General features: G+C 66.4%; 14 protein-coding genes. 2 read left to right on the forward strand and 12 right to left on the reverse strand.

Features of this window, described 5'->3' with window-relative positions:
- Window positions 1–24: 24 nt before the first annotated feature.
- The 10 genes from CXR00_RS13365 to CXR00_RS13410 all read right to left on the reverse strand — a co-directional run bounded on the left by CXR00_RS13365 (window position 25) and on the right by CXR00_RS13410 (window position 10,663).
- Window positions 25–1,128, reverse strand: coding sequence for a DUF5129 domain-containing protein (locus CXR00_RS13365; RefSeq protein WP_104055058.1), 1,104 nt, complete (start codon window positions 1,126–1,128; stop codon window positions 25–27).
- Between the two features lie 105 nt (window positions 1,129–1,233).
- The gene (urtE, locus tag CXR00_RS13370; RefSeq protein ID WP_104055059.1) at window positions 1,234–1,926 is read right to left on the reverse strand and encodes an urea ABC transporter ATP-binding subunit UrtE; all 693 of its coding nucleotides are present in this window, start codon (window positions 1,924–1,926) and stop codon (window positions 1,234–1,236) included.
- Window positions 1,926–2,753 carry an urea ABC transporter ATP-binding protein UrtD gene (gene urtD / locus CXR00_RS13375; RefSeq protein WP_219816021.1) on the reverse strand — a complete coding sequence of 276 codons (828 nt, stop codon included), beginning with the start codon at window positions 2,751–2,753 and terminating at the stop codon, window positions 1,926–1,928. The genes urtE and urtD overlap by 1 nt, the downstream gene beginning before the upstream one ends.
- Entirely contained in the window at window positions 2,750–3,994 is a 1,245-nt protein-coding gene (gene urtC, locus CXR00_RS13380) for an urea ABC transporter permease subunit UrtC (protein WP_104055060.1), read from the reverse strand. Before urtC ends, urtD begins: the two co-directional genes overlap by 4 nt.
- The gene (gene urtB / locus CXR00_RS13385) at window positions 3,991–4,875 is read right to left on the reverse strand and encodes an urea ABC transporter permease subunit UrtB (protein WP_104055061.1); all 885 of its coding nucleotides are present in this window, start codon (window positions 4,873–4,875) and stop codon (window positions 3,991–3,993) included. The genes urtC and urtB overlap by 4 nt, the downstream gene beginning before the upstream one ends.
- 48 nt (window positions 4,876–4,923) lie before the next feature.
- Entirely contained in the window at window positions 4,924–6,186 is a 1,263-nt protein-coding gene (gene urtA, locus CXR00_RS13390) for an urea ABC transporter substrate-binding protein (protein ID WP_181032561.1), read from the reverse strand.
- A 137-nt stretch (window positions 6,187–6,323) separates the two neighbouring features.
- Window positions 6,324–7,340, reverse strand: a complete 1,017-nt coding sequence (locus tag CXR00_RS13395) for an alpha/beta hydrolase (RefSeq protein WP_104055062.1) — start codon at window positions 7,338–7,340, stop codon at window positions 6,324–6,326.
- An 82-nt stretch (window positions 7,341–7,422) separates the two neighbouring features.
- Complete coding sequence (locus CXR00_RS13400; RefSeq protein ID WP_104055063.1) at window positions 7,423–9,162, reverse strand: L-lactate permease; 1,740 nt, start codon at window positions 9,160–9,162, stop codon at window positions 7,423–7,425.
- A gap of 229 nt (window positions 9,163–9,391) precedes the next feature.
- Entirely contained in the window at window positions 9,392–9,946 is a 555-nt protein-coding gene (locus CXR00_RS13405; RefSeq protein WP_104055064.1) for a GNAT family N-acetyltransferase, read from the reverse strand.
- A gap of 9 nt (window positions 9,947–9,955) precedes the next feature.
- On the reverse strand, window positions 9,956–10,663 hold the full coding sequence (locus CXR00_RS13410) for a YoaK family protein (RefSeq protein ID WP_104055476.1): 708 nt from the start codon (window positions 10,661–10,663) through the stop codon (window positions 9,956–9,958).
- A 107-nt stretch (window positions 10,664–10,770) separates the two neighbouring features.
- Between CXR00_RS13410 and CXR00_RS13415 the strand changes: the two genes are divergently transcribed.
- Window positions 10,771–12,579: a gamma-glutamyltransferase family protein gene (locus tag CXR00_RS13415; RefSeq protein WP_104055065.1), complete on the forward strand. Its 1,809-nt coding sequence runs from the start codon at window positions 10,771–10,773 to the stop codon at window positions 12,577–12,579.
- A gap of 89 nt (window positions 12,580–12,668) precedes the next feature.
- Here the strand turns inward: CXR00_RS13415 and CXR00_RS13420 are convergent, their stop codons facing one another.
- Both CXR00_RS13420 and CXR00_RS13425 read right to left on the reverse strand, forming a co-directional pair.
- A complete protein-coding gene (locus CXR00_RS13420; RefSeq protein ID WP_104055066.1) occupies window positions 12,669–13,385 on the reverse strand; it encodes a hypothetical protein in 717 nt (238 codons plus the stop codon).
- Window positions 13,382–13,819, reverse strand: a complete 438-nt coding sequence (locus CXR00_RS13425; protein WP_104055067.1) for a hypothetical protein — start codon at window positions 13,817–13,819, stop codon at window positions 13,382–13,384. Before CXR00_RS13425 ends, CXR00_RS13420 begins: the two co-directional genes overlap by 4 nt.
- A 219-nt stretch (window positions 13,820–14,038) precedes the next feature.
- On the opposite strand from CXR00_RS13425, the gene CXR00_RS13430 reads away from it, so the two are divergent.
- Window positions 14,039–15,001, forward strand: a complete 963-nt coding sequence (locus CXR00_RS13430) for an L-lactate dehydrogenase (RefSeq protein ID WP_104055068.1) — start codon at window positions 14,039–14,041, stop codon at window positions 14,999–15,001.
- Window positions 15,002–15,052: the final 51 nt, after the last annotated feature.

A 15,052-nucleotide genomic window follows, 5' to 3' on the forward strand; every position in this document is an offset into this window, starting at 1 on the left:
CGGGAGGGAGCGGCTGCAGGTCAGTTAGAACCTTCCGGAACTGCCCGCCCCGGAAAAGCTGCCGCCCGAGCCGCCGTACCCGGTGGAGCCGGACGCGGAGCTGCGGGCCGATTCCACGCTGCTGGTGCCGTGCTGGATGCCGGTGTTGAAGCTTCCCACCGAGTAGTAGAAGTAGGCGGGGAAGGCCGTGTCCACGATTCCGGGACGGTAGCGGCGGTCCCGGCGGCCCGGCGCGGAGGCCTTGTCCAGTTCCTTCTGCATGAGCTTGCGCTCGCTGTCTGTCTTGGCCTGCGCCGAGATGACGGTTTGGGCGTGCTTGTCCAGCAGATCCGAGAGCTTTTCCCGCGCGGCCTTGATGCGGTCCAGCGCCGTGGCCTTGTTGTAGCGCGTCATGAACGTGCGGTATTCCTCCAGCACCCGCGACCCGTAGGAGGAATCATCCGGAATGGTGTTGGCGTTGACCTCCGTAGCGTCCAGGTCCCGGGTCACGCTGGAATAGCTGGCGTCGGCCTCGGTCAGCAGCTTCCGGTTTTTGGTCCGGCGGTTCCGCCGCACCACCACGTAGGTGACGACCGATCCCGCCGCGGCCACCCCGGCAACGATGAATCCGATGATGGCGCCGGGGGAGAGGTACCAGGGACGGTTGATCAGCTTGGCCGCTTCTTCGACGGCGGCAATGGTTCCTTCGGTCCAGTTGGCCTCGGCGAACAGCTCATTGGTTTCGCTCCGGATGTCCTCCTGCTGATCTAGGGATATCTTGCGGTCCTCGCCGTAGTACGTACCGGTCCACCGGCCCGTGGGATCCAGGGCGAAGATGAACAGTCCGTCCGCCCATTTCTGGCCGTCTTCGCTCAGCCACTCGGGGTGCTCTTCCCGGGCGAAGCGCAGCACTTCGGCGTTAAGAACGGTTCCGTCCTCATTGTCTGCAGGCCCGTTGTAGGTATAGACGGCAACCGTGGTGGGTTCCCGGAACTCAATATTTTCCAGTGCCGGCAGGAGCGTATTGCTGTCCAGGACTCCTGCGGTGTCTTCGACGATCACCTCGTCCGGCGTTACGGCAGCGGCTGCGGCGGCACCCCCGGTCAGCGTGATCAGGACCAGCAGCAGCGTAGTCAGTGCCCGGCGCATCGTTTCCCCCTGTTGACGACTAATTTGGGCACGAGCCTAGCGCGGATCCGGGCGGGGGTCAGCCCGCCGCCGATCCTGCACCGGAGATGATGATGCGGCTGCGCCTCAGATCAACATGGCCGTGCGGACCGTTTCCGCAGCTGATGCACCGCCGCGGCCGCTTGAGCTGACCCGCCCGGCCGCCAGGACGTAGTACGTGTCCGCGGCCTGCAGCGCGAAGCCGATGTGCTGTTCCACCAGGAGTACCCGCATGCCGGACCGCGAGGCGAGGTTCATGATGGTCTGCTCAATCTCGGCCACAACGTTGGGCTGGATGCCCTCCGTGGGTTCGTCCAAAATCAGCAGGGTGGGTTCGGTGATCAACGCGCGGGCAATGGCCAGCTGCTGCCGCTGCCCGCCGGAAAGCAGTCCCGCGCGCCGGGCCAGCAACGGTTTCAGCGCCGGAAACATGTCCAGTGCCTCGTCCACCAGCGCCTTGCCGCGCTTGCGTCCGTCCGCCACCAGCCGCAGGTTTTCCAGCGTGGTCAGCGGACCGAAGGACTGCTGGCCCTGCGGGACGTAGGCGAGTCCGCGTGCCACCCGCTGATGCGGACGCAGTCCTGCGATGTCCTCACCGTTGAACAGGATGCTTCCGGCTGTGGGCTTGATGATGCCGACGACGGCGCGCAGCAGTGTGGATTTGCCGGCGCCGTTGTGTCCCAGGACGGAGGCGACGGCGTCATCGGGCACCGTCACGGAGACCCCGTGCAGCACTTCGGTGCGTCCGTACCCTGCCTTGAGGTCCTTGATTTCCAGCATCAGTGTCCTTTCGCGGGCGTGGTGCCCAAATAGACTTCCTGCACGCGAGGGTCCGCCTGCACCTGTGCCACGCTGCCCTCGCTGAGGACCTTGCCGGCGGCCAGGACGGTCACCGAGGTGGCGTACTCACGGACAAAATCCATGTCGTGCTCAATGACGAGCGTGATCCGGTTCGCGCCGATCCGGCGCAGCAGCTCGCCGGTCTGGGCGCGCTCGTCCTGGCTCATGCCGGCGATCGGTTCATCCAGCAGCAGCAGTTCCGAGTTCTGCACCAGCAGCATGCCGATCTCCAGCCACTGTTTCTGCCCGTGCGCCAGGGTTCCCGCCTGCTTGGACGCCAGATGCTCCAAACCGATGATTTCCAGGGCCTCATCCACGGCCGGGTCGGTGCCGCGGCGCCGGCGCAGCAACTCCAACGGCCGCCGCCGGGCACCGGCCGCAATGTCCAGGTTCTGCAGCACCGAGAGGTTCTCGAAGACGCTGGCTGTCTGGAACGTGCGGCCGACGCCGAGCTTGGCGATTTGGTGGACCTTTCGGCCGAGAATCTCGGTACCGGTGTGGTTGACGGATCCGGTGGCCGGAACCAGTCCGGTCATCGCGTCAATGATGGTGGTCTTGCCGGCGCCGTTGGGACCGATCAGGAACCGCAGGTCGCCCTGGGTGACGTCAAGGTTGACCCCGTCGACGGCTGTGAATCCGTCAAACACCACCCGCAGGTTTCGGACCTCCAGGTACTGCGGACGTCCGGAGCGCTGGCCGCCGGCCTGCGGCTCTCCCTGGGGCAGCAGCAGGTGCGGCTGTTCCGCGGCAATCATCTGGTGTTTCATGGGCGGAGCTCCTTAGCTGCGGGAACGGTGGCAAGCGGTGAAGCAACGGCGGAGACTGCCGGCGCCGGGGGCACGGCGGGCGGGACAGGCGGTGCACCTGTCGGCGGGCCGGACTCCCGGGCGGCTCCGCCGTCGTCGTTCCTCTTCCGCCGCAGCCTGCCCAGGACCGCGGGCAGCGAGGCCAGGCCGCCGGGAAGGAACCCGATGACCAGGACAAACAGCAGTCCCTGGAAGTAGACCCAGAAGGACGGAAAGGAGGACGCGAGCGAGGTTTGCGCGATGGCCACCCCCAGCGCGCCGAGGACCGGGCCCAGCACCGTGGACCGGCCGCCGATTGCCACCCCGATGAGGAACGCAATGGAGGGGGTGACGCCAACGTCGGCAGGGGAAATGATGCCCACGAGCGGCACGAACAGCGCGCCCGCCACGCCTGCCATCACCGCAGCCAGCACGTAGACCACGGTTTTGACGGTCGCGGGGTCGTAGCCCAGGAACCGAACCCGTTCCTCCTGGTCGCGCACGGCCACCAGCAGTTCACCGAACCGGCTGTGCATCAGCTGCCGTGCCGCCGCCACGACCAGCAGCAGCACCACGGCGGTCAGCAGGTACAGCATTCGCTTGTTGGCCGGGTCCGCCAGGTCGAAACCGAAGAAGGACCGGAAACCGCTGAGCCCGTTGGACCCTCCGGTGGTGGCCTGCTGCCCGATGAGCAGGACGGCAAACGCGGCGGCCAGGGCCTGGCTGAGGATGGCGAAGTAGGCGCCCTTGACCCGGCGCTTGAAGATGGCCAGACCCAGGACCAGCGCCACCAGCCCGGGCACCAGCACGACGGCGAGAACGGTCACCACGGGGCTGCGGAACGGCTCCCACCAGCCGGGAACGGTGCCGGTGCCGTACAGTGCCATGAAGTCCGGTACGCCGGAACCGCCGAACAGCGCGGCGTCGGCCAGCTTCATATGCATGGCCATGATGTAGGCGCCGAGACCGAAGAACACGCCCTGGCCAAGGGTCAGCATCCCGCCGCGGCCCCAGGCCAGACCGATGCCCACGGCCACAATGGCGAAGCAGAGGAATTTTCCGAACAGCCCCAGGCTGAAAACCGGCAGCAGTGCGGGCGCAGCGACCAAGAGCAGGACTGCCGCGGCGGCGAAGCCGGCCAGGACCCCTGCCCGGGACTGCCGTACGGAGGAAAGGCGGGCGGCGAAACCGCCGGTGGTGCTGCGGACTGTATCGGTGCTCATGCCAGGCTCCTCGTCTTGAGGGTGAAGATGCCCTGCGGGCGGACCTGCAGGAAAATCACGATGGCCGCGAGGATCAGCACTTTGCCGATGCTGGCGGTGGTGGAGAATTCGAACACCGACTGCAGCACGCCCAGGGCGAAGGCGGCGATGGCGGCTCCCTTGATCTGCCCAATGCCTCCGGCCACCACCACGAGGAAGGCGTCCACGATGTAGTTGGGACCCAGATACGGGCTGGTGGATCCGATCAGCGTTACTGCGACTCCGGCGATCCCGGCGAGGCCGGAACCGACAAAGAATGTCAGCTGGTCGGTGCGCCGGGAGGAAATGCCGCTGGACTCGGCCAGGTCCCGGTTCACGACGACGGCGCGGATCCGCCGGCCCAGCGGGGTTGCCTTCAGCAGCAGTGCCAGCGCCGCGAGGCAGGTGAGTGCCAGGGCAAGGATGAACAGCCGGGTCAGCGGAATGGGCGCGCCGAGAAGTTCCACGTTGCCCTGCAGCCAGGCGGGCACCCGGACGTCCACGCTCGGTGCACCGAAAATGTCCCGGGCCACCTGCTGGAGGATCAGGGAGACCCCAAAGGTCACCAGGAGGGTGTCCAGCGGACGGTGGTACATCCGCTTGAGCAGCAGTTCTTCCAGGATCAGGCCCATGGTTCCGCCCACGAGGAAGGCCGCCGGCAGCGAGACCAGGAGGGAAGCTCCGGCGCTGCCCAGGGTCTGCTGCACCACAAACGCGGTGTAGGCACCGGCCATGATGAATTCACCGTGGGCCATGTTAATGACCCCCATCTGGCCGAAGGTCAGCGACAGGCCCAGTGCTGCCAGCAGCAGCACCGAGCCCAGGCTGAGCCCGGCAAACATTTGTCCAATCAGCAGTTCCATTGCGGCGGACCTTTCAGGTGGAAGAACGGGCGGGGACGACGGCGGGAATCAGGACAGGCCCGACGCCCAGTCGTAGTTCTCCAGATACGGGTCCGGTTCCACGGCCTCCGGCGCTTCCCAGACGGTTTCGATCAAGCCGTCGGAGGTGATCTTGCCGATCCGAGGCGTCTTGGTGATGTGGTTGTTTTCCCCGTTGACCGTGACGGTGCCTTCGGGCGCTTCGAAACTCACGCCGTCGGCGGCGTCCTGAACCTTGTCCACGTCGAAGGAACCGGCCTTTTCCACCATTTCCTTCCACAGGTAAAGGGAGGTGTAGGCGGCTTCCATCGGATCGCTGGTGACGCGGTCCGCGCCGTACTTGTCCTTGAACGCGCTGACAAACGCGGTGTTCGCCGGCGTGTCCAGGGTTTGGTAGTAATCCCAGGCGGTGAGCTGGCCTTCGATGTTCTCCAGGCCGATGCCCGGTACTTCCTCCTCGGCGATGGACACCGAAACCACGGGCATGGTGTCGGGGGTGAGGCCCACTGACGTGTACTGGCGGAAGAACGCCACATTGGAATCGCCGTTCAGGGTGTTGAAGACGGCGTCGGCCCCGGAATCGCGGACCTTGTTCACGATGGTGGAGAACTCCGTGGAACCCAGCGGCGTGTACTCCTCGCCGACGATTTCCATCCCGTGGGCCTCGGCGTAGGAGTTGATGATCTTGTTGGCGGTGCGGGGGAAGACGTAGTCGCTGCCCACCAGGAAGATGGTCTTGGTGCCCTGCTCCGCGAGGTAGTCCAGCGCGGGAATGATCTGCTGGTTGGTAGTGGCGCCCGTGTAGAAAATGTTCTCCGAGGACTCCAGTCCCTCATACTGCACCGGGTAGAACAGCAGTGCGTTGTTGGATTCAAAGACGGGGAGCATGGCCTTGCGGGAGGACGAGGTCCAGCCGCCGAACACGGCGGCCGTGCAGTCCTGCTGGATCAGCTTTCCGGCGCGTTCGGCGAACTTGGTGGGTTCGGAGGCGCCGTCTTCGCTGATGACTTCCAATTGCTTGCCCAGCACGCCGCCGTCGGCGTTGATTTCCTCGGCGGCCAGGGTGAGGGAGTCAAAAACGGTGGTTTCGGAAATGGCCATGGTGCCGGAGAGGGAATTCAGAAAGCCGATCTTGATGCTGTCCCCGGACGTGTCAACACAGGAATCTGTTCCGCCGCTGGGCTGGCCGGCCGCTGCGGGGTCTGCAATCTGGGAACCGCACCCTGCCAAAACCGCAGCCAGTGCAGTGGCTGCAACGGGAATGAAAGCGCCTTTAATGCTTTGTACTTTCACTGAGCACCTTATTTCTGAGGGCCGTGCTGATGATCAGCGAGGCCGGTGAACGGGCCTCTCTTCGGGCCGTTTCCTCAATTTAGGTGACTCGTGTTTCAGGTTTTGGGTATTCGCGTTTCCTCGATATTTCTTTTGTTTCAAGTGCTTTTCGAAGGTGTGTCCGTTGAGCACACATCCTTGAGGAAGGCGAGTGTTTCCGTCAGGGCCTGCTGCGCTTCCGGCCGGTCCAGGAGGAATTGGTATTCATGCGGCAGTGCCGGTTCATGGTCCCGGGGCCAGAACTGGAACCGGACATCCGTCTTCAGCTGGGTGAGACGTTCAGCCAGCGGAATGGACTGTGTTCCCGTCAGGTTGTCTCCGTTGCCGCCGGTAATAAGGGCCGGCGGAAACAGGCCGGTGACGTCGTTCAGCACGGACATGTCACGCCCGGCGGCGGTCGGGGACCAGTCCCGTTTCCCGGAGTAGGCCCACAACGCGGTCCGGAAGCCCCAGCCGAGGATCCCCGGCACCGGGTCCAGTGCGGCGACGTCATAGATCCCGCAGTGCAGAATGACGCCGCGGAGGTCGTCGCGGCTCAGGGGAACAGGGAGTCCGGTCCGCAGCGCGTAGTCCGGGTTGGTGGCGAGCACCGCCAGTTGGGCTGCCAATTGTGCGCCGGCGGAGTCTCCGGCCAGGACCACCCGGCGGGGGTCCGCACCATAGTCCGCTGAGTGCTTTTCCAGGAAAGCCAGTGCTGCTGCCACTTCTTCCACGGCCTGCGGATAGACGGCGCGCGGGGAACGGGTGTAGCTCACGCCGGCCGCCGCGAATCCGGAGGCCGCCAGGATGCGCAGGTAGGGTTCGACGTCGTTCCGGCTGCCCGAGAGCCAGGCGCCGCCGTGGATCCACACCACCAGGGGCACCGGTTCGCCGGCTGCCTCCGGAACGAAGAGGTCCAGGGTGCCGCTGCCGCTGTCCGTTTCAAAGGCCAGCCCCCGGTGTTCCGTCACACCGCCGGCCGGCACATGGCCGCGCATGACGGCGGCGGTCTTCCGGGCACCGCGGTAGAACACTGCCCGGATGAGCAGCGCCGACGGCCACGGGCTGAGCCGGAACCCGGCGGCGACGGCGGCGGTTGCGGCTGCAGCTGCCGCTAAGCGGGAAAGACGGGGCATGGACCCATCCTAGACGCGGACCGCTGCCGGTCGCGGGCGAACCGCTGCGGCCGGGGCCTGATCGGCCGGCTCCGGACGGAGTCTATGGCAGCATCCAGCCGAGCACCGGCGTGGACTGCAGGAAGACAATGCAGCACAGGGCCAGCAGCAGGATGACGCTCCAGCCCACCACTTTGCGGAACAAGACCGATTCCTGCCCGCTCATGTTCACAGCGGCCGCGCCGATGGCCAGGTTCTGCGGGCTGATCAGCTTGCCCATCACCCCGCCGCCGGTGTTGGCGGCAACCAGGAGCTGGGGATCAATCCCGGCCTGAATCCCGGCGGTCTGCTGCAGCTTGGCAAACAGCGCGTTCGCCGAGGTGTCCGAACCGGTCACGGCGGTGCCGATCCATCCCAGCACCGGGGAGAGGAACGCGAAGAATGCTCCCGTTCCGGCCAGCCAGGTTCCAATCGAGACGGTCTGTCCGGAGAAGTTCATGACGTAGGCCAGGGCCAGCACCGCCAGGATGGTCATGGCTGCAGAGCGCATCCGGACCGCCGTGCGGCCGATTTCCTTCACGGCCTCCCCGACGGCCAGCGGATACCGCCCGCCGTCGTTGAACCGGGAATAGACCACAGCCACAATGAGCCCGCTGATCAATAGCAGGGTGCCCGGGCTGATCAGCCACTCGAAGTTGTAGACGGTGGAGGACTGCTGCTGCCCGTTGGCGTCCAGGAGCTTCTCATGCAGGACAGGCCAGGGAATCTTGATGATCGTCTTCTCCAGGGCCTCGGGAATGTTGATGCCCCAGGTCCACAGATTCACGATGCCGAATACGGCAATCACCAGGACATAGGGAAACAGTGCCATCCACGCCCGGCCCGGCGTGAGACGGTCCGCTGCCGTGTCCGTGGCAGCCGTGCCGACGTCCGCGTTCCCGTCGCCGCCGGCCGGAGTCCAGCCTGACGCGCGGGCGGCGGCGAGTTCCTCGCTCATCCGCGCATCGGCCTCTGCTCCGTTACGCGGATGCCAGACGCGCAGGAAGCCGACGGCAGCGGCCATCGCCACCAGCGAGGCGACAATGTCGGTGAGTTCGTAGGAGAAGTAGTTGGAGCACAGGAACTGCATCACGGAGAAGACGACGCCGGTGAGCAGGGCCACCGGCCAGCAGTCCCGCAGACCCTTGCGTCCGTCCAGGATGAACAGCAGCACCAGCGGGATGAAGAAGGCCAGCAGCGGGGTTTGGCGTCCCACTACGGCACCGATCTCTTCGCCCGTGTAATTGGTAAGGTTGGCCGCCGTCGTAATGGGAATGGCCAGTGCGCCAAACGCCACCGGCGCAGTGTTGGCAACCAGGACTGCGGCGGCGGCACGGATGGGGGCGATCCCCAGTGCCAGGAGCATCGTGACGGTGATTGCCACCGGAGCCCCGAAGCCGGCCAGCGCTTCCAGCAGCCCGCCGAAGCAGAAGGCCACGAGGATGGCCTGGACCCGCAGGTCGCCGCCGCCCACGGCGTCGAACACGCGGCGCAGATCCTCGAACCGGCCGCTCAGGACCGTGACCTGGTACAGCCACACGGCCATGATGATGATCCACACCACCGGGAACAACCCGAACGCTGCTCCCTGCGTGGCCGAGAGCAGCGCCAGGCCCACGGGCATCGAGAAACCCAGCACAGCGATGAGCAGGGCCGCCAGCAGCGACCAGGCCCCGGCAATGTAGGCCTTGGTTTTGACGACAGCCAGCAGGAAGAAGAACAACAGCAGGGGAACGAGCGCCAGAAGTGCTGACCAGATAATGCTGTTGGCTACCGCGTCGGTGCTGGGGGTGAAGCTGTCCATGATTACCTCCGGGTCGCGCCGGACGGCGGCGTCAATGGAAAAACACGGGAAGCGGGCAAGGCCGCCACAACGCGGGCTGCAGACAGCACGGGAGAGCCCACCATCAGAGTAGATCCGGCAGTGCATTTAGGCGCCCGGTACCGGAAAAATGCCCGGCTACCGCGGAACGGGGTTGACGGCCGGGCTCACCCCGGGTTTGCTGCGGAGAATCTTTGCAGCCGACGGGTCCTTATGGGCGCTCGGTGTACCAGCCCCGGGCCAGATAGATGTCCCGGTAGGTGCCGCGGTCAACGTCGAGGTCCTCCCGCCGGTCCAATCCCGCGGCAAGGGCAGTGTGCTGGGAACCGATGTTGTCCGCAGTCGTGTAGGCGACCACCGGCAGGCCCGGAAGAAGTTCATCCGCGAGCCGGACGGCCTCCCGGGCTCCCTCGGTGGCGTAGCCGCGGCCCCAGACTTCAGGAAGGTAGCGGTAATAGAGGTTCAACGCCGGCCGGGCATGGACCAGCCGGTGGGAGAGGCCGGTGAACCCGATCAGTGTCTGCGGATCCTCCTGGGTGCTGACGGCCCAAACGCCGAACCCGTGGCGGTACCAGTGGAGCCCTATTTCATGAAAAATCCGGGCCGAGGAAGCGCGGGTGACGGTGCGCGGAGCGGGATGGTGCACGTTGGTCCGGGGATCGGTGTGCAGATCCAGGGCGGCATGTTCATCACTGCCTTCGGGACGGCGGAGTATCAGCCGGCGGGTGTGGACCGGAGTCCAGTCGGCTACATCCTGTGCGGGCATGGATCCACTCTAAGGCACGCCTGGGGCGCCGGTCCGGAGCTCGCGGTGGTGGCGAACGTAGCCCATCACAGCCACCGCAATGGAGATGGCAGCCGAGACTGCCAGGCCCAGCCACAAGTCGACCTTCAAGGCTGCTGCACCGGCCACGGCACCCAGCAGGATCAACGCGATGGCAAGCGCCCGCCGCTGCCAGAACTGGCTGTTGCCGCCGGCCAGCCTGGAATCCGATGCCAGACCGGTGATGGTGGAGGTGACCACCACTGTGGTGATTTCGGCTACCTTCAGCCGCTTCGCCGTGGCTGCCTGCACCCCCATCACCGTAGCCATGGAGGACGTGGTGAGGCTGCCCAGGGTGGCGTTGCCCTGCACATCCGCCACCGCCACGAACACAGCGAGCGCAGTGAGACCGCCGGCCACCACGGTCAGGGCCACCGACGTGCGCCAGGACCAGCCCTCCGGCCCCTTGCGCAGCATCCGTCCGGCCAAGGCTGCGCCGAGCATGAAGAAGATCAGTGCCAGCAGCGGCCGCAGGATCGGCAGATCGGCTCCGCCGGCGAAGGCCATGCCCAGAAGGACCACGTTTCCCGTCATGTTGCCGGTGAACACCCGGTCCAAACCCAGATAACCGACGGCGTCCACCACTCCGGTGGAGAAGGTCAGCAACAGCATCAGCCACAGGTGGACCCGTTCGGTGGGCACAGCATTCAACCGCTTCACGCCGGGGAACTCCTTCATCTGGATGTGATGCAGGCAACTGTATACGATCCACCGGGTGTAGTTTCGATGGTATTCAGCAGTGGCCACCTCCAGCCGAAAGCGACCCCGTGACCTACACAGCCCCCGATTCCTTCACCACCCGCCCCACGCTTCAAGGCACCTTCGGCATGAGCGCTTCCACCCACTGGCTGGCCACCGCTTCCTCCCAAGCAGTGCTGGAACGCGGCGGAAACGCCTTTGATGCGGCCACCGCCGCAGCATTCGTCCTGCACGTGGTGGAGCCCCACCTCAACGGGCCCGGCGGAGACATGACCGGAGTGTTCGTGACCGCCGACAACCCGTCCGAGCCCGTGGTCCTGATGGGACAGGGCGCCGCTCCGGGCAATGCCACCCGGGAACACTACCTTGCCCAGGGACTGGAACTGGTTCCCGGAGCCGGGGCCCTGGCCGCGGCGGTGCCGGCCGCCGTCGACGCCTGGCTGCTGCTGCTGCGGGACCACGGCACCTGGGAACTGGGGGATGTCCTTGCCTTCGCCGTCGGCTACGCCCGCAACGGCCATCCGGTGCTGGGCCGGGTGGGCGCCACCATCGCCTCGGTGGCGGACCTCTTCACGGAGCACTGGCCCAGCTCCGCTGCGCAGTGGATGCCCGGCGGGAGGATCCCGGCGGACGGCGAAATGATCCGGAATCCAGCCTACGCGGCGGTGCTGGACCGGCTTGCGGCCGCAGGCAAACCGGGGGACAGCCGCGAGGAGCGGATCGAGGCCGCCCGCCGCGAATGGCGCGAAGGCTTCGTGGCGCGTGCCGCCGTGGACTTCCTGTCCGCCCCGCACCGCCACTCCTCCGGCGCGGACCACGCCGGCGTCATGACCTTGGAGGATTTCGCGTCCGCCAGTGCTTCGTACGAACCCGCACTGACCTTTGAATTCCGCGGGCACACCATCGCCAAGACCGGGCCCTGGGGCCAGGGGCCGGCGCTGCTGCAGACTCTTGCCATTCTGGCCGGCTACGACGACGAATACCTGGACCCCTCCACTGAGCTGGGCGCCCACACGATCCTGGAGGCGCAGAAACTGGCCATAGCAGACCGCGAGGCCTACTACGGCGACGCGGATGTTCCCATGGATTACCTGCTGAGCGAGGAATACGCCGCCACCCGCCGCGCACTGATCACGGATAAGGCCTCGCATGAATTCCGCCCCGGTACGGTGCCCGGCCACACGCCGTTTGTCCCGCCGCTGCGCACCGGGTACATCGCGCCGGCCCTTGCCGGGCAGCAGGCCTTCGCCGGAGTGGGGGAACCCACCGTTCTTCCCACGGGGGAGACCCGCGGCGACACCTGCCATGTGGACGTGGTGGACCAGTGGGGGAACATGGTCTCGGCGACGCCGTCGGGCGGCTGGCTGCAGTCCTCGCCCACCATTCCGGAGCTGGGCTTCTGCCTGGGGTCACGCCTGCAGATGACCTGGCTGGAGGAGGGCGCGCCGTCCACCCTTACCGCGGGCAAGCGGCCCCGAACCACGCTGACGCCCACTTTGGTCCTCAAGGACGGCAAACCGGTCACGGCCCTGGGCTCGCCCGGCGGAGACCAGCAGGACCAGTGGCAGCTGCTGTACCTGCTGCGCACGCTGGTTGGCGGTTACTCGCCGCAGCAGGCAGTGGATGCCCCTGCCCTGCACACCACTTCCATTCCCGGGTCCTTCTATCCGCGGACCTGGACCCCGGGCGGAGCCGTGGTGGAGGACCGGCTGGGGGAGGCCGTCATTGAAGGCCTCGAAGCCCGCGGCCACGTGGTCACCCGGGCAGGAGACTGGGCCCTGGGCCGCCTGTCCTCGGTGGTCAGCGATCCCGCCACGGGAGTGCTTGGGGCTGCGGCAAATCCGCGGGGAGCGCAGGGATACGCCGCCGGACGCTAGGAAGGCACCCACAATGACTGCAGCTGCCGCCCCGGGGCAGGGCAGCAGCTGCAGTTGCACACTTTGGTGGCAGGTTAGGCGGCGGCAGGTTAGGCGGCCGACGCCGCGCTTCCGCCGGCGGGGCCGCGGGCAATCCGCCGGCGCTGCCAGAGCGACCAGATCAGCCACAGGCCCCACACGGCCAGGAGGACGGCCGCTCCCATAATGACGGTGGACACGTCCAGCGGCCCGGTCCGCCCGGCGATAACCAGAAATCCCCACCAAGACACCGCCGCCACCACGAGCAGGTTCACTGCGGGGGCAAGGGCGGCTGTTCCGCTGCGGGACCGGACAGCGGTCGCCACCATATCGACCGCCATCAGCACCGTGATTGCCGTGACCGTGCCGGTGGCGAAGGCCGCCACCTCCGGGGAGACGGTGCGGTTAATGAACCACAGGATCAGCACCACCGCCGCTGCCGCCAGCGCCAGTGCCTGTACGACGGCGGCCAGCAGGTTCAGGCCCAGCAAACGCCGGTCCGAATCCCGGCGCTTGCCCGGGATGTTGGACCACGCCTCGCGCCGGAACCAGGCCGCTGCCAGATTGGCGAAGAGCATTGTCGATCCGGCAGCGATAAAAGGGACCACGAAGTTGTTGCTTCCCACCCACACCAGGGCCGCGACGGCGGCAAAAACCTGGGGCGAGCCGATAATACCCATCACCCAGGCCAGCAGGAACGGCCGGCGGGCCTGTGCAAGATCCAGTGGATGGACTAGATACTGTTCGTTGGCGTCGGGTAGCTGGACGCGTTCATTGATCTGTTTCACGGAGACCTCCAAGGGACCGTGTCCAGGTGCGGGCCGCGCAGGCCGCCCCGGGCAATCTCATATATCTTCTGCCGGGACACACCCAGCTCTTCGGCGACCGTTACCGCGCTGAAGTCCTCGAGCAGGTCAGCTGCCGCGAGTGACCTGATGCCCGAGGCCCGGCGGCCCAGCTGGGCTGCCAGGGCGCCGACCTCAGCGGCCAGGAGGGCTGCGGCCAGGGTGCCGCCAAACGGGTCCGCCCAGCCGGGGGATCCTTCGACGGCTGCAGCGTAAAGCCGGTCCCCGCCGTCGGCCAGGACGGTTCGCACCTGCTCTGCTGACAATCCGGCCGCCTCGAAGCGGCCGCCAATGGCTCCCCGCTCTTCCGGGGGCCGGTGGGACAGGACGCTGTCCCATGCGGGTTCGGGGCTGTCATCCCCGGGGTGACTATCCATGTTTTGAAGTGTGCGCGCGGTTTTGACGACTGTCTACCCCCTGGTGACAAGTTTCTGCGGGGGCTTTTCGGCGGGAGCCGGACCTCCGGCGGAACAGCAGCAGAACAAGCTAGTCCCCATGAACCGAAGCCCGCGGATGCTCCGGCCGTTCCCCTGCACCGGACCCGCGCCTACCATTGCTGAAAAGGGGATCCAAACCTATGTGAGCGAGGCTCTGCAATGGCCAACATCACCACCCGGCCCGTGACCAAACTGGGAATCGTGGGGGCGGGAAGCGTGGGAACATCCCTCGCCTACGCCGCCCTTATCCGGGACGCGGCACGGGAAATTGCGATCTACGACATTGACGCCGTCAGGGCCGAAGCCGAGGGGCTGGACCTGGCCCACGGCACGCAGTTCACCGGCGCAAACACGGTGACCGGCGGCGGAAATATCGAGGCGCTGGCAGGATCGGACGTCATCGTGATTACGGCCGGGGCGCGGCAGAAGCCGGGGCAATCGAGGCTTGACCTGGCCGGGGTCAACGTCGGGATCATTCAAAACCTGATGACGCAGCTGATGGAACAGGCGCCGGACGCCGTGTACGTCGTCGTCACGAACCCCTGTGACGTGCTGACCGTGGCGGCCCAGAAGGCCTCCGGCCTTCCGTGGAACCGGATTTTCTCCTCCGGCACCGTGCTGGACACCTCCCGGCTGCGTTTGCTGCTGGCCCGGGAGGCGCACGTGCTGATGACCAGCGTGCACGCCACCATCATCGGTGAGCACGGGGACTCGGAGTTTCCGGTGTGGTCCAGCGCCTCCATTGGTCCGGTGCCGATTCGGGACTGGAAAATCAGCGGCCGGCAGGTTTTCACCCAGGAGTATCTGGACGCGGTCACCCATGACGTGGTGACGGCCGCCTACCAGGTCATTGAGGGCAAGGGCGCCACCAACTACGCCATCGGGCTGGCCGGAATCAGGATTGTGGAAGCCATTATGCAGGCGGAGAACGCGGTGCTGCCGGTGTCGGCGATCATGCAGGGCGCCTACGGCATTGAGGGCGTCGCGCTGTCCCTGCCCTCAATAGTTGGCATCAACGGCGTCTACGGCATGCTGGAAATGCCGCTGGACGAGACGGAGGCCCGGCAGTTCCAGGACTCCGCCGAGACCCTGCGGAACACCCTCACCAAACTCGGTGTGTAGCCGGTGAGGGTGCTCGTTCCCGTGGACGCAGCAGCTGATCCCGCGGGGTCC

Origin of the sequence: Arthrobacter sp. 9E16 (assembly GCF_002929435.1) — a bacterium.
Taxonomy (GTDB): domain Bacteria; phylum Actinomycetota; class Actinomycetes; order Actinomycetales; family Micrococcaceae; genus Arthrobacter_B; species Arthrobacter_B sunyaminii.